The 13,888-nt window shown below is 72.7% G+C and carries 14 protein-coding genes; 5 read left to right on the top strand and 9 right to left on the bottom strand.

The window, feature by feature from the left end:
* The first annotated feature begins 120 nt into the window (after nt 1-120).
* A complete protein-coding gene (locus AB0B39_RS04115; protein ID WP_357573446.1) occupies nt 121-876 on the top strand; it encodes a dienelactone hydrolase family protein in 756 nt (251 codons plus the stop codon).
* Between the two features lie 24 nt (nt 877-900).
* Here AB0B39_RS04115 and AB0B39_RS04110 read toward each other — a convergent pair whose 3' ends face one another.
* The 9 genes from AB0B39_RS04110 to AB0B39_RS04070 all read right to left on the bottom strand — a co-directional run bounded on the left by AB0B39_RS04110 (nt 901) and on the right by AB0B39_RS04070 (nt 8,596).
* Complete coding sequence (locus AB0B39_RS04110; RefSeq protein WP_357573445.1) at nt 901-1,419, bottom strand: YetF domain-containing protein; 519 nt, start codon at nt 1,417-1,419, stop codon at nt 901-903.
* A 33-nt stretch (nt 1,420-1,452) separates the two neighbouring features.
* Complete coding sequence (locus tag AB0B39_RS04105) at nt 1,453-2,559, bottom strand: L-dopachrome tautomerase-related protein (RefSeq protein WP_357573444.1); 1,107 nt, start codon at nt 2,557-2,559, stop codon at nt 1,453-1,455.
* 100 nt (nt 2,560-2,659) lie between these two features.
* Complete coding sequence (locus AB0B39_RS04100; RefSeq protein ID WP_357490877.1) at nt 2,660-3,541, bottom strand: SMP-30/gluconolactonase/LRE family protein; 882 nt, start codon at nt 3,539-3,541, stop codon at nt 2,660-2,662.
* A 21-nt stretch (nt 3,542-3,562) separates the two neighbouring features.
* Entirely contained in the window at nt 3,563-4,504 is a 942-nt protein-coding gene (locus AB0B39_RS04095) for a sugar kinase (protein ID WP_357490876.1), read from the bottom strand.
* Complete coding sequence (locus AB0B39_RS04090; protein ID WP_357573443.1) at nt 4,501-5,121, bottom strand: bifunctional 4-hydroxy-2-oxoglutarate aldolase/2-dehydro-3-deoxy-phosphogluconate aldolase; 621 nt, start codon at nt 5,119-5,121, stop codon at nt 4,501-4,503. Before AB0B39_RS04090 ends, AB0B39_RS04095 begins: the two co-directional genes overlap by 4 nt.
* Before the next feature lie 11 nt (nt 5,122-5,132).
* Complete coding sequence (locus AB0B39_RS04085; protein WP_357573442.1) at nt 5,133-5,966, bottom strand: hypothetical protein; 834 nt, start codon at nt 5,964-5,966, stop codon at nt 5,133-5,135.
* Nucleotides 5,960-7,105 (bottom strand): galactonate dehydratase, encoded by a 1,146-nt coding sequence (gene dgoD, locus AB0B39_RS04080; protein WP_357573441.1) that lies wholly within the window; start codon nt 7,103-7,105, stop codon nt 5,960-5,962. Before dgoD ends, AB0B39_RS04085 begins: the two co-directional genes overlap by 7 nt.
* Nucleotides 7,102-7,812: an FCD domain-containing protein gene (locus AB0B39_RS04075; RefSeq protein ID WP_357490871.1), complete on the bottom strand. Its 711-nt coding sequence runs from the start codon at nt 7,810-7,812 to the stop codon at nt 7,102-7,104. Before AB0B39_RS04075 ends, dgoD begins: the two co-directional genes overlap by 4 nt.
* Before the next feature lie 37 nt (nt 7,813-7,849).
* Nucleotides 7,850-8,596, bottom strand: coding sequence for an SDR family oxidoreductase (locus tag AB0B39_RS04070; protein ID WP_357490869.1), 747 nt, complete (start codon nt 8,594-8,596; stop codon nt 7,850-7,852).
* Between the two features lie 159 nt (nt 8,597-8,755).
* On the opposite strand from AB0B39_RS04070, the gene AB0B39_RS04065 reads away from it, so the two are divergent.
* From AB0B39_RS04065 to AB0B39_RS04050, 4 genes are read left to right on the top strand one after another with little or no spacing between them, the layout of a single operon-like run.
* Complete coding sequence (locus AB0B39_RS04065) at nt 8,756-10,051, top strand: extracellular solute-binding protein (RefSeq protein WP_357490867.1); 1,296 nt, start codon at nt 8,756-8,758, stop codon at nt 10,049-10,051.
* A 1-nt stretch (nt 10,052) separates the two neighbouring features.
* The gene (locus AB0B39_RS04060) at nt 10,053-10,970 is read left to right on the top strand and encodes a sugar ABC transporter permease (protein WP_357573440.1); all 918 of its coding nucleotides are present in this window, start codon (nt 10,053-10,055) and stop codon (nt 10,968-10,970) included.
* Nucleotides 10,970-11,791, top strand: coding sequence for a carbohydrate ABC transporter permease (locus AB0B39_RS04055; protein ID WP_234586631.1), 822 nt, complete (start codon nt 10,970-10,972; stop codon nt 11,789-11,791). Before AB0B39_RS04060 ends, AB0B39_RS04055 begins: the two co-directional genes overlap by 1 nt.
* A complete protein-coding gene (locus AB0B39_RS04050) occupies nt 11,788-13,875 on the top strand; it encodes an alpha-galactosidase (protein WP_357573439.1) in 2,088 nt (695 codons plus the stop codon). The genes AB0B39_RS04055 and AB0B39_RS04050 overlap by 4 nt, the downstream gene beginning before the upstream one ends.
* Nucleotides 13,876-13,888 lie beyond the last annotated feature (13 nt).

Below are 13,888 nucleotides of genomic sequence, written 5' to 3'. Positions count from 1 at the left end.
CGGCGCCCAGGGTGACCTTGTCCAGGGATCGGCGGTCCCTGGCTGGCGGACCGGTGTCGGGCACGCCCGCGTGGCGAGTAACGTTCCGAACGGACCAAGATCGGCGTACGAGGAGGCTCGATGCAGACGACGACGGTGGACATCTCGACCGGCGACGGGATCGCGGACGCAAGCCTCACCCGCCCGGACGGGGACGGCCCGTTCCCGGCGGTGCTGCTGTTCATGGACGCCTTCGGGCCTCGGCCCCGCCTCGTGGAGATGGCCGAGCGGATCGCCGAACGCGGCTACCTGGTGCTGACGCCCCACCTGTTCTACCGGGCCGGCCGGGCACCCCTGTTCGACCTGTCCCGACTCGGCGATGCCGACCAGCGCGGCGCGATCTTCGAGAAGATCATGCCGCTGATCGGCGCGTTGACCCCCGAGGTGATCAGCCGGGACAGCGCCGCGTACCTCGACTTCCTGGCGGCCCGCGACGACGTTCGGCCGGGCCCGGTCGCGATCACCGGCTACTGCATGGGCGGCACCAACGCGCTCCGGGCCATCGAGGCGCAACCGGACCGGATCGCCGCGATGGCCAGCTTCCACGGCGGGCGGATCGTCACCGACGCGCCGGACAGCCCCCACCGTGGCGTCGGCTCGATCACCGGCGAGGTGTACTTCGGCCACGCGGACGCCGACCAGTCGATGACGCCCGAGCAGATCGCCACGCTGGAGAAGGCGCTCGACGCCGCCGGGGTGCGCTACCGCTCCGAGGTGTACGCGGGCGCGCACCACGGCTACACCATGGCCGACACCCCGGCGTACGACGAGCAGGCCACCGAGCGCCACTGGGCGGCCCTGTTCGACCTGCTGGACCGCAGCCTGCCGGCGAGCTGACGCAGACGTCGCGCTGCGCCCCGGTCAGCCGCGCCCGTCGAGGTCGTCGCGCGGCCGGCCGGGCGTACGCGTCGTGACGCTGAACCGGCCGTCGGGCTCCATCCGCACCTCGCGGACGTGGGAGAGGTCGGTGACACCCTGCTGTCGCAGCAGGGTGTGCAGCTCCTCGTTGGTGATCAGCTCGCGGCGCATGTTGGCCCGGACCACCTCCCCGTCCCGCACCAGCACCAGCGACCCGGGCCGGATCAGCCGGGCGGCGGCCTGCCAGCGGTAGGCGACGGCGTTCAGCAGGTACGACCAACCGATGATCACGCCGACCAGCAGCACCCCGTCGGTGACCGAGTGGTAGCCGCCGGACATGCCGTTCTGCGCGGCGTCCGCGAGCAGCACGATGACCAGCAGGTCGGTGACGCCTGTGGTGCCGCTCTCCCGCTTGAGGATGACCCGCAGGAGGATGAACAGCGCGAGGTACATGACGCTGCCGCGGACCACGATCTCCAACAGCGGGGTGTCCGGGACGAACACCTCTTGCCAGTCGGCCACCAGGCGGCCTACCCGCCGCCCGGGCGGGCATGCCTACCCGCGGCGCAGCAGCACCGGGCCGGCGTCGATGCGGGTGCGGAACAGGGCGTACGGCTTGCGTCGCAGGTCCTGGCCGCGCTGGTACTGCGGCTGCCGGTGCAGCTGGTTGGCGGTGACGTAGAGGTACCCGTCGGTGGCCACCGACATGGTGTCCGGCCAGAGCAGTCGCGGGTCGTGCACCAGCGTCTCGTACGCGCCGTCCGGCAGTCGACGCAGCACCGCGTTCTGCTCGTACGCGGTGAGGTAGAGCCGCCCCGCGTCGTCGCTCTCCAACCCGTCCGAGGCGCTGCCCTTGTCGCCCTCGTCGACAACAGTCGCGGCGACCGCCTCCTGGGTGGCGCTCGGGTCGGCCAGCGCCTCGGTGGAGACGCTGTGCAGGCGCCGGGACGCCAACGGGCAGTAGTAGAGCCGGGTGCCGTCGGCGGAGATGGCGATGCCGTCGGAGCCCATGCCCACCGGCTTCGGCGGCCCGTCGGCCGGCCGCTCCAGGAACGGCCGGCCCTCGACCACCGGGCGGAACGACGTCAGCGGCTCCGCCTTGGTGGACGGGTGGTCGTGCAGCCTCCGCCAGGAGGCCCCGCTGGCCAGGTCCACCACGATGATCCCGTTCGGCCCGGCGAACGCGGAGTCGGTGATGTAGGCGACCCCCGCCTCGCCCCGGCGCAGGTCGAAGCGGACGTCGTTGAGGTACGTCGTCGGCAGCGCCACGTCCGCCGGGAAGGTGATCACCTGGGCGACCGTGTCGGTGTCCAGGTCGATCCGGACCAGCTTCGGCCCGCCCGGCTTGGTCGGCTGCAACATCGGGCTGCCGGTGTCCAGCACCCAGAGCCGGTCGGCCGGGTCCACCACGATGCTCTGCACCGAGACGAACGCGCCCGCGTCGTCGTCGCCGGACGGGTCGTTCCACGCCTGGTCGGGGTAGGGCGCCTCCCGGCCGTCGCGCAGCTCGACGACGGTGGCCGGCACCTCGTCACCCCACTTCGGGAAGTTGACGAAGATCCGACCCCGGTGCGAGACGCTCACCCCGGTCGGCATCGGGCCGGTGAACGTGTGCACCAGCTCCAGCTCGCCGAGCGGCTCGTCGCCGACCGGCCCGTTCATGACGTCCACCCAGCGCTGCTCATCGGCTCGCTCCCCACCCGTCGGCTGTTACCGCACTCGGGTGCGGTTCTTCCCGCCCGGGCGTCCGATATGCCTCCGATCAGCTCACTGGTGCGCCGGCCCTCGCGGCGGGCAGACCGGGGACCTCGACGTCCACCGCGAGCAGCGCGCCGTCCTGCGGGCCCGCCGCGTCCAGCCCCACCCGGGCGGTGCCGATGAAGAGTCGCCGCAGGTCGGGGCCGCCCAGGCAGATGCCGGCCGGCTGCCGGGCCGGCAGTCGGATCTCCGTGTCGAGGGTGCCGTCGGGCCGGTAGCGGCGTACCGCCGAGCCGCCCCACAGCGCGATCCAGAGGTGGCCGGCCGCGTCGAGCGTCATGCCGTCCGGGCCGCCGTCGGCGGAGGACAGCCGCAGGAACGGCTCTCGCCCGTGCAGGGCACCGGTGGCCGGGTCGACGGTGAACCTGTCGATCTCGCCGCGCGGGGTGTCGGCCAGGTACATGGTGGTGCCGGCCGCGTCGAACGCCGGTCCGTTCGGGATGGTCAGCCCGGTCACCGCGGGGACCGGCGCGGCGCCCGGGGTGAGGCGGAACAACGTGCCACCGCCGGGCACCATCGCGTACGTCATGCTCCCGGCCCAGAAGCGGCCGTGCGGGTCGGCGACCGCGTCGTTCATCCGGGTCGGCTCGGGCGCGTCGTCCACCAGCTCGGCCACCGGTCGGGGGTCGCCGCTGGCGGGCAGCACTGTGACGCCGGTCCCGGCGGCGGCCAGCCATTCGCCAGGTCGGTCGACCACCGGGGCGACCGCGCCGAGCGGCACGTCGAGGCGGCGCAGCTCCCGCAGCGGGGTCGGAGCGTCGCCGTCAGTCTCCAACAGTCGTCCGGCCAGCAGGTCGACCAGGACCAGCCGGTCGTCGACCCAGCGCAGGCCCTCACCCAACTCCAGCCGGTCGGTGCTCCAGACGGTCGGCTCGGTCAGCTCCATGGTGCTCCTTAACGGGGATCGTCAGCGGACCGTACCGCCGGGGCCGTGGTCGAGCAGCCCCAGCTCGGCCCGGTCGGGCAGGCCCTCCCAGTCGCCCCTGGTGGCGACGGCGAACGCGCCGGTGGTGACCGCCCGGTCCAGCCGGGCCGAGGCGTCCGCGCCGTCCAGCCAACCGGAGAGCAGGCCCGCCACGAAGGCGTCGCCCGCGCCGACGGTGTCCACCACCGGCACCGTCCGGGCCGGCCGGTGGATCGAGCCGGTCGCGCGGTGGCTTGTCGCTCCGTCGCCGCCGTGCTTGACGACGACCTCGCTCACGCCGGCCGAGAGTAGCGCCGGGACCGGGTCGGACGCGTCGGTCAACACCGGCAGTTCGTCGTCGGAGGCGACGACCAGGTCGATCGAGGGCAGCAGCTGTCGCAGCGCCGCCGCGGCCTCACCTGTGGACCAGAGCCGGCTGCGATGGTTGACGTCCAGGCAGACGGTGCTGCCCGCCGCGCGTGCCAGGCGTACGGCCGCCACGACCGCCTGGTACGGCCCGGCGCCCAGCGCGCAGGTGATGCCTGTGACGTGCAGCAGCCGGGGCGGCGGCCCCGGCGCGTCGAAGGCGCGCGTGACGTCGGCCGGGCCCAGCCGGGAGCCGGCCGAGCCGGCGCGGTGGTAGGTGACCCGGTTGATGTCGGCGACGCGGTTCTCGAAGAGGATCAGCCCGGTCGGCGCGGCCGGGTCGACGCGGGACCAGGTCAGGTCGACGCCCTCGGCGCGCAGCGTCCGGCGGACCAGCTCGCCCGGTTCGTCGGCGCCGGTGACACCGATCCAGGCGGCTCGGTGACCGAGCCGGGCCAGCCCGATGGCCACCGTCGACTCACTCCCGGCGACGGAGATCCCGGCGGTGCCGCCCAGCCGCAGCGGGCCGGTGGTGCGAAAGGCCGCCATCGTCTCGCCGAGCGTGAGCAGGTCGGTCATTGCCGTACCGCCGCGAGGAATGCGGCGGCGCGCTCGCACAGCGCCGCCGGGTCACCGCCGCGGACGGCGTCGCCGAGCAGCGGCGAGCCGACGCCCACCGCCACGGCCCCCCGGTCGAGGTAGCGTCGCGCGCCGTCGGCGTCGACCCCACCGACCGGCACGAACGCGGTGCCGGGGAACGGGTCGCGCAGCGCGCCCAGGTAGTCGGGCCCACCGAGGGACGCCGGGAAGAGCTTGACGGCTGTGGCGCCGGCGCTGTCGGCCTGCACGACCTCGGTGGGGGTGAGCGCCCCGGCGAGCACCGGCAGCCCGAGTCGGGCGGCCTCGGCGACGCTCGGTGCCACCGCAGGGGTGACGAGGAAGCCGGCGCCGGCCTCGGCGGCCGCCCGGGCGTCGTCCGCGCTGAGCACGGTGCCCGCGCCCAGGCCGAAGTCGGGCCCGAGGGCGGCCCGGGCGCGTCGGATGATGCCGAGCGCGTCGGCGCCGGTCAGCGAGACCTCGACCAGGGCGACGCCGCTCTCGGCCAGGGTGAGCACGGCGGTCAGCGCCGCGGCCGGGTCCGGGCCGCGCACGATGGCCAGCAACCGGTGGGTACGCAGCTCGTCGAGCAGGTTCATCGCGAATGTCCTCAGTGGGTGCGGTGGGCGGAGATGGTGAGTCGCCAGGCGACCTCGCCAGCGGGTGGGACGACCGCCGCGTCGGCCGGACCGGCGTCGGCCAGGTCGAAGGCGCTGCCGAGCATCGGCTCGACGCCGATGCTGCGGTAGGGGCAGTCCTGCGGCCAGCCGCCCAGGTTGCGCCAGAGCGCGGTGCTGCGGGGCTGGCCGTCGCACTCCAGCTCCATCCTCAGCCGGTCGTCGCCGTCGATCACCTGGACCCGTGGGCAGTCGAGCAGCACCGCGCCGACGGCCGTGCCGTCGTCCGCGCCGAAGGTGTCCAGCGTCAGCCCGGCGGGGGAGGGCCACGCCCCGGTGAGCCAGGGGGCGTCGGTGGGCCAGGTGCCCGGCGACAGGAGTGCGGCGGCCTCCGGGTGCAGCCGGGTGGGCGTGCCGGCGGGCGCGTCGAGGTAGGCGTCGGGGGAGAGGCCGAGCAGGGCGTGCGCGGCCCACACGAAGCGGTAACCGGGGTCGGCGGTCAGGCGGTAGTCGGCCACCACCACGCCACCGTCGTCGGTGAGCCGCCGGCTCAGCGTGAACGTCGGCCGCTCGATGACCACGGTGTCGGGGCCGACGGTTCGCCACGGGCGGGACCAGACCTCGCCGTGGTCGGGCTCGCCGCGCACGGTGGGCAGGCACTCCTCCAGCCCACCGGCGTCGACGAACGCGTCGCCGGGGCGGACCTCGTGGCGGCCCGGCTCCGGGCCCCGCCACAGCCACTGCCGGTCGCCGCCGCGCAGGCTGGTCCACCGGCCGCCGTGCGCCGCGTCGTACTCCACGCGCAGCGGGACCGACCGGGTCACCATTCCGCGAACGATCCGTCGGCGTGCTGCCAGACCGGGTTGCGCCAGGTGTGCGGGGTCTGCGCGGCCTTGCGGACCGCCGCCTCGTCCACGGTGATGCCCAGGCCGGGCCGGTCGAAGCGGGCGATGTGCCCGTCGACGAACCGGAACGGCTCCCGGTCGACGAGGTAGTCCAGCAGTTCGGAACCCACGTTGTAGTGGATGCCGATGCTCTGTTCCTGGATGAGGAAGTTCGGTGTCGCGAAGGCCACCTGGAGGCTGGCCGCCAGCGAGATCGGGCCGAGCGGACAGTGCGGGGCGAGCAGCGCGCCGTACGTCTCGGCCAGCGCGGCGATCCGGCGGACCTCGGAGATCCCACCGGCGTGCGACAGGTCCGGCTGGACCACGGCGACCCCGGCCTGCAACGGCGTGAGGAACTCGGATCGGCCGTAGAGGCGTTCACCGGTGGCCACCGGGATCGGCGTGCCGGCCACGATGTCGCGCAGGTGGTGGGCCTGGTCGGGCAGGACCGGCTCCTCCACGAACATCGGGCGCAGGGGGGCCAGTTCGGGCAGGACGCGACGTACGGCGGCCATCCCGGCGCGGCCGTGGAAGTCGAGGGCGATGTCCCGGTCCGGGCCGAGCACCTCCCGGGCGGCGGCGACCCGGTTGACGATCGCGTCGACGTCGGCGGAGGTGGGGATGGCCGAGAGCCGCCCGCAGGCGTTCATCTTGACCCCGGTGAGGCCGGCGGCGACCTGCGCGGCGGCGTGGTCGGCGACCTCGTCGGGCTCGTCCCCGCCGATCCAGGAGTAGATCCGCACCTTCTCCCGGACGGGGCCGCCGAGCAGGGCGTGCACCGGAGCGCCGTACGCCTGCCCGGCGATGTCCCACAGCGCCTGGTCGAGGCCGGCGACCGCGCTGGAGAGGATCGGGCCGCCCCGGTAGAAGCCACCCTTGGTGAGCACCTGCCAGTGCTGCTCGATGCGCAGGGGATCCGCACCGATCAGGTATTCGGAGAGCACCTCGACCGCGCTGCGCACCACCTCGGCGCGGCCCTCGACGACAGGTTCACCCCAGCCGACGAGCCCGTCGTCGGTCTCCACCCGGCAGAACAACCACCGTGGCGCGACCAGGAACGTCTCGATCCGCTCGATCTTCACTGACTGCCCCTTCGTCCCCGTGCCTTCTCGACGTCGCGGACGGCCTTGTCCAGCAACTCACGCATGGCGGTCTCGGCCGCCGACTCGTCCCGCTCGCGCAGCGCGTCGACCACGGCCCGGTGACTCGGCACCGGGTCGTCGTGCGCGGCGCCGCCGTGCACCAGCCGGTCCCGTTCGGCGAGACCCGTCTCCATCACGACCTCCATGCGTTCCAGCAGCTCGTTGTGGGTGGCGGCGAGCAGCGCGCGGTGGAAGGCGAGGTCGGCGGCGACGGCGGCGGCGGGGTCGCCGTCGGCCTCGGCCATCTCGGTCAGCGCCCGGTCGAGGGCTGCCACGTCGTCCTCGGTCGCGCGGCTGGCGGCGAGCCGGGCGGCGGCGGGCTCGATGATGGCGCGTACCTCGTGGAGCTGGTCGAGCAACCGCTGGTCGGCGCCCTCGGCGAACTGCCAGCGGATCACGTCGCCGTCGAGCAGGTTCCAGTCCGCCCGAGGCCGGACGAAGGTGCCGCGCTTCTGTCGGGCGTCGACGATGCCCTTGGCGGAGAGGACCTTCAGCGCCTCGCGCAGGGCCGTCAGGCTGACGTCGAACTCCTCCTGGAGCGCGACGATGTTCAGGGTCGCGCCGGCGGCGATCTCGCCGGTGAGGATGCGACGGGCGATCGCCTCGACGGTCTGTCCGTGGACACCGCGGCGTGCGTACTGTGCCAATGCTCTCCTGGCCTTCTCGCTGGTCGGTATCGATCTCTCAGGCCGAGGCTTTCACCGCGGTCCATCCACCGTCCACCACGAGGCTCGCGCCGGTGACGTAGGCGGCGTCCGGCGAGGCGAGGAAGGCGACGGTCGCGGCCACCTCGTCCGGGGTGCCGAAGCGTTTCGCCACAGTCTCGGCGATGCTGCGCGCACGGTCCTCTTCGGACACGTCGGCCCAGGCGGCGGTGAGGATCGGGCCGGGCAGCACCGTGTTGACCCGCACCTGCGGGCCGTACTCGACGGCGAGCTGGCGGCCGAGCGCGACCAGGCCACCCTTGGCGGCGGCGTACGCGGGCCGGCCGGGCAACCCGACCAGCGCGTGCACCGAGGAGATCAGCACCACCGCGCCCGCGCGTGCCCGCAGGTCGTCCAGGCAGGCGCGGACGCCGAGGAACGAGCCGGTGAGGCTGACGCCGAGCTGGTGGTCCCAGGACTGCCGGCTGGTCTCGTGGGCCGGGGCGACCCGCACGGCGTAGGCGGTGCTGACGAGGATGTCGACCGGGCCGAGGTCGGCCCGCACGGCGGTCACCGCAGCTGCCCAGTCGGCCTCGTCGCTGACATCGCCCACTACGGACAGTGCGCGGTCGCCACGGGCGGCCAGTTCCTCGGCCAGCGGGGTCGGGTCGGCCACGTCGAGCAGTGCGACAGCCGCCCCCTCGCTGGCGAGCCGTCGGGCGATGGCCGCGCCGATCCCACCCATCGCACCGGTGACCAGCGCGTTCTTGCCCTCAAGCCGGCGCATAGGCTGAACCACCTGACCCTCGCCTTGGTCTCGTCTAATCATTAATTACGAAGATATCTTGACAGCCGGCGACGGCCGATGCAACCTTCTGGTCACACACATTCACCTGGCCGACACATCGCGTCGTAACGCTGCGTGTCGTAGAGGAAGGACACCACCGTGAGCGACTTCGACCCCGGTCGCCGGCGATTCCTTGGCCACCTCGGGCTCGCCGGCCTGGGTGCGCTCGGCGCGAGCTCGTTCCTCAGCGCGTGCGCCAGCTCCGCCAGCGGGCCGGCGGCGGGCAACGGCTCGGGCGCGGTCACCATCCAGTCGAACCTCTCCTCGCCGCAGGCCAAGGCGGCGATGGAGAAGCTGATCGCGAACTTCAACGCGCAGGGCAAGGGCACGGCGAGCCTCAACACGATCGCCTCGGAGACCTTCCGGACCCAGCTCCCGACGTACCTCACCTCGGCGAACCCGCCGGACCTCTACACCTGGTACGCCGGTTCGGTAGCCAACGACTACGCGAGCCGCAACCTGCTGCTGGACGTCTCCGACGTCTGGAAGTCACTGGGCGACTACCCGCAGTCGCTGCGTACGCTCTCCACCGACGCCAGCGGCAAGCAGATCTTCGTGCCGATGAACAACTACTGGTGGGGCTTCTTCTACCGCAAGTCCAACTTCGCCAAGTGGGGCGTGCAGGAGCCGAAGACCTGGACCGATTTCCTGGCTCTCTGCGAGACGTTGAAGAGCAAGGGCGTCCCCCCGATCGGCATCGGTCTCGGCGACACCCCGTGGGTCGCCTCGGCCTGGTTCGACTACCTCAACATCCGTATCAACGGCGCCCAGTTCCACCGCGAGCTGCTCGCCGGCAAGCAGCGCTTCGACGACGCGAAGGTCAAGGCGGTCTTCACCCGCTGGCGCGAGGCCCTGCCCTACTTCGACCCCAAGGGCAAGGCGTACCCGTTCCAGGAGGCGACCACAGCCCTGCTGGCCGGCAAGACGGGGATGTTCCTGATCGGCACGTTCTTCGCCGACGCCGCCCCCAAGGACGCCCTCGGCGACCTGGACTTCTTCCGGTTCCCGATCATCGACCCGGCGGTCCCACTGGCCGAGGAGGCGCCGACGGACGGCTTCTTCGCCAGCGCGAAGACCGCCAACCCGACCGGCACCAGGGCCCTGCTCACCTACCTGGCCTCGACCGAGGCGCAGGAGGCCTACGTCAAGGCCAGCTCCGGCATCGTCCTGCCGGCCAACCCGAAGGCCAAGGCGTCCGACTCGCCGCTGGTGGTCAAGGGCAAGGCGATGCTCGACGAGGCCAAGGAGCTGACCCAGTTCTTCAACCGCGACTCCAGCGACGCGCTCCAGCCGACCGCGGACACCGCGCTGACCAAGTTCATCGACAAGCCGGACCAGATCGACGCGATCCTGCGGGAGTGGCAGGCCGGCGCCGAGAAGGTCTTCAAGGGCTGACGTGACAGCAACGATCTCCACGACTTCGGTCACCCCCATCCGGCGGCGGCGGCGGTCGGCGCGACTGTCGCCGCTGCTGGTGGCGTTCGTCCTGGTGCCGTTCCTGGTCGAGAGCATCTGGGTGTTCTGGCCGGCGCTCCAGGGCTTCTGGTTCTCGCTCACCCGCTGGGACGGCATGTCGCCGCCCTCCTTCGTGGGCACCGACAACTACGTCGAGCTGGCCGGCGACGCCACCTTCCGGGGCGCGCTGGTCAACACGGTGATCTGGCTGGTGCTCTTCGGCGGCCTGTCCGTGCTCGGCGGCTTCGGCATGGCGCTGGTCCTGCAGAAGGAGCGGCGCGGGGTCGGCTTCTACCGGGCCGCGCTGTTCACTCCCGTGGTGTTCTCGCTGGTGGTGACCGCGCTGGTCTGGCGGGTCTTCTACCAGCCCGACGGCATCGCCGACACGCTGCTGCGGGCCGTCGGGCTGGAGAGCCTGATCCGGCCCTGGCTCGCCGACCCGCAGACCGCCCTGTACGCGGTGATCCTGCCCGCCCTGTGGCGGCAGATCGGGTACGTCATGGTGCTGTTCCTGGCCGGGCTCAAGGCCATCGACCCGGCGCTGCACGAGGCGGCCCGGATGGACGGCGCCAACTCCTGGCAGCGGCTGCGGCACGTGACAATTCCCCAGCTCAAGGGGGTCAACGCGGTGGTGCTCTCGGTCATCGTGATCGACTCGCTGCGGTCCTTCGACATCGTCTGGTCGCTCACCAAGGGCGGCCCGTACCACTCGTCGGAGTTGCTGAGCACCTACATGTACTCGACCGCGTTCCAGAGCCTGCGGCTGGGCTACGCCTCCGCGATCGCCGTCGTGATCTTCGTGCTCGCGCTGGCGGTCATCCTCGGCTACCTGGTCCGCGCGTTCCGGGAGGAAGCGTGATGAACAAGCTGCGCACCGGGGCCTTCCACACCGGCATGATCCTGCTGTCGCTGCTCTGGCTCGGGCCGGTGCTCTGGGTCGTGGTGATGTCCACCCGCTCGTTCGACGACATCGCCGCGCACGGGGTGGGCAGTCTGCCCCGGTCGTTCACCCTGGACACCTATCGGCAGGCGTGGACCGACGGCGGCGAGTTGCGGGCCCTGATCAACAGCATGGTGGTCACCGTCCCGTCGGTGCTGTTGAGCCTCGGCCTCGCGGCGATGGCCGCGTTCGCGCTGAGTCGGTTCCGGATCCCCGGCCGGCGGACGATCCTGCTGTTGATGCTCGCCGGCAACCTGCTGCCACCGCAGATCCTGCTGATCCCGGTGGCCAAGTTCAGCGAGCTGACCGGCCTTTACGACACGCTCTGGGCGCTGATCGCGGTGCAGGTCGGCTTCGGGCTCGGCTTCTACACGTTCGTCCTGCACGGGTTCATGCGGGACCTGCCGGGCGAGATCCAGGAGGCGGCCACGATCGACGGTGCCGGCACCGCGCAGATCTTCACGAAGGTGATGCTGCCGCTGACCCGGCCCGCGCTGGCCGCTCTCGGCGCGCTCTCCTTCACGTGGATCTTCAACGACCTGCTCTGGGCGATCACCGTGCTGCGTACCGACGACAACATGCCGGTCACCCCGGCGCTGCTCGGCCTCCAGGGCCAGTTCGTCTCGTCCTGGAACGTCATCGCCGCCGGCACGGTCATCGCGGCCGTCCCCACCGTCGCGGTGTTCCTGCGCTTCCAGCGGCACTTCGTCTCCGGTCTGGCGCTCGGAGCGGTCAAGTGACCGCCGCGACCGGGCAGCGCTGGACGTTGCGCGGCACGCACACCGAGTACACAGTCGCCGTGCCCGCGCACGGCCGTTGGCTGGAGCTTGTCGCGTGGGGGCCGCACGGCGTCTCCGACGGCCCGTCGCCGGTCGCCTACGACGGCCCGGTGCCGTTCCTCACCGCCGGGGACGCCGCAGCCATCGAGTACGCCACCGACGCCGACCGCCCGTTCACGGGCGCCGACCTGGTGGTGGAGACCTCCGCCGGGGCTCGTCGGGTGGCCTTTCGCCACACCGAAGCGGTGGCCGACGCCGACCAGCGGGAGCTGGCCGTCGGATTCGCCGACCCGGTCACCGGGCTGCGCGCCACGGTGCACTACCGGGTGCCCTCCGGCACCGACGTGGTGCAGCGGTGGGTCGAGCTGAGCAACGACGGCACCAACCCGCTGCGGGTCATCCGCGCCGGGTCGGGCGGCTTCTGCGTACCCACGCCGCACGGCGCGCTGCTCAGCCACCAGTGGGGGCAGTGGGCGCAGGAGTTCCAGCTCTCCCACGTCGAGCTGGGCCACGGCACCTTCACCATCGGCAGCTCCCAGGGCGTGCCGGGGCACCTGCACGTGCCCTGGCTGGCCGTGCGGGACACCGCCGAGCCGGCCGGCCCGGCCTGGGGGATGGCACTGGCCTGGACCGGGTCGTGGGAGATCAGCGCCGAGCGGGACACCGGAGGGCTGACCCGGGTGCGGGCCGGCCGCCAGCTGGTCGACGGCCCGCTGGAGCTGGCCGCCGGCGAGTCGCTGACGCTGCCGGTGGTCACCGGCGCGTACAGCCCGGACGGCCTGGACGGGCTGGCCCGGGTCTGGCACACCCACCAGCGGTTGCTCGCCGCCGACCGGCTCACCCCGCGCCCGGTGCTCTACAACTCGTGGGAGGCCACCTACTTCGCCGTCGAGGCGCAGAGCCAGTTGGCGCTCGCCCGGATCGCCGCCGAGCTGGGCGTGGAGACGTTCGTGGTGGACGACGGCTGGTTCGTCGGCCGCAACGACGACACGGCCGGGCTGGGCGACTGGACGCCCGACCCGGCGAAGTTCCCGGCCGGGTTCGACGCGTTCATCGCCGAGGTCCGGGCGCTCGGGCTGAACTTCGGGCTCTGGGTCGAGCCGGAGTGCGTCAACCCGAAGTCCGCGCTCTACGCCCAGCACCCCGACTGGGTGTACGCCGTCGACGGTCGTCCGCTCACCCCGGTCCGCAACCAGTACCTGCTCGACCTGGGCCGGCCGGAGGTCGCCGAGTTCGTGCACTCCACTGTGGATGGTCTGCTGCGCCGGTACGACATCGACTACCTGAAGTGGGACTTCAACCGTCCGCGTACCGAGCCGGGACGGCCGGGCGGGGTGGGCCCGCTCGACCTGGACGGCGCGCACGTCGCCAACCTGCACCGGATCTACGAGCGGCTGCGCCGGGACCATCCCGGCGTGCTGATCGAGGCGTGCGCTGGTGGCGGCGGGCGGACCGACCTGGCGATGGCCGCCCGGGCCGACGTCTTCTGGCCCAGCGACAACACCGGCCCACTCGACCGGCTGGCCATCCAGTACGGCTTCCTGCACGCCAACGCCCCGCACCTGCTCAGCTCCTGGGTCACCGACGCGCCCGGCCTGTTCGATCCCCGGCCGCGCACGCTCGCGTTCCGGTTCGTGCTGGCGATGGCCGGGGTGCTCGGCATCGGCGCGGACATCCGGGCGTGGACCCCCGCCGAGCGGGTCGAGGCGGCCGGCTGGATCGCCCGGTACAAGGAGATCCGGGACGTCGTCACGACCGGCGAGGTGCACCTGATCGGCGGCCCCGACCAGGCCCGCTGCGCCGTGCAGTACACCGCGCCGGACCAGCGGCGGGTGGTCGTCCTCGCCTGGCACACCGGCCGGCTCGACGGCGCCGGCCTGCTGCCGTCGCGCCCGGTGCGGCTGCCGCTGCGCGGCCTCGATTCGGCGGCCCGCTACTCCGACGGCGAGCGGCACTACTCGGGCAGCCACCTCGACGCGGTCGGCCTGCCCGTGCAGTGGAGCGCGACCCACGACGCCGACCTCATCGTGCTGACCCGCGACTGAGCTCGGAGCACCA

This window comes from Micromonospora sp. NPDC049114 (assembly GCF_040648635.1).
Lineage (GTDB): Bacteria > Actinomycetota > Actinomycetes > Mycobacteriales > Micromonosporaceae > Micromonospora.
This window is presented reverse-complemented; position numbering and strand designations above follow the sequence as displayed.

What these genes read in the sequence shown, in the direction of transcription:
- AB0B39_RS04115 (WP_357573446.1), top strand. Translation starts at nt 121, where the DNA reads ATGCAGACGACGACGGTGGACATCTCGACCGGCGACGGGATCGCGGAC.
- AB0B39_RS04105 (WP_357573444.1), bottom strand. Translation starts at nt 2,559, where the DNA reads ATGAACGGGCCGGTCGGCGACGAGCCGCTCGGCGAGCTGGAGCTGGTG.
- AB0B39_RS04100 (WP_357490877.1), bottom strand. Translation starts at nt 3,541, where the DNA reads ATGGAGCTGACCGAGCCGACCGTCTGGAGCACCGACCGGCTGGAGTTG.
- AB0B39_RS04095 (WP_357490876.1), bottom strand. Translation starts at nt 4,504, where the DNA reads ATGACCGACCTGCTCACGCTCGGCGAGACGATGGCGGCCTTTCGCACC.
- AB0B39_RS04090 (WP_357573443.1), bottom strand. Translation starts at nt 5,121, where the DNA reads ATGAACCTGCTCGACGAGCTGCGTACCCACCGGTTGCTGGCCATCGTG.
- AB0B39_RS04085 (WP_357573442.1), bottom strand. Translation starts at nt 5,966, where the DNA reads ATGGTGACCCGGTCGGTCCCGCTGCGCGTGGAGTACGACGCGGCGCAC.
- AB0B39_RS04070 (WP_357490869.1), bottom strand. Translation starts at nt 8,596, where the DNA reads ATGCGCCGGCTTGAGGGCAAGAACGCGCTGGTCACCGGTGCGATGGGT.
- AB0B39_RS04055 (WP_234586631.1), top strand. Translation starts at nt 10,970, where the DNA reads ATGAACAAGCTGCGCACCGGGGCCTTCCACACCGGCATGATCCTGCTG.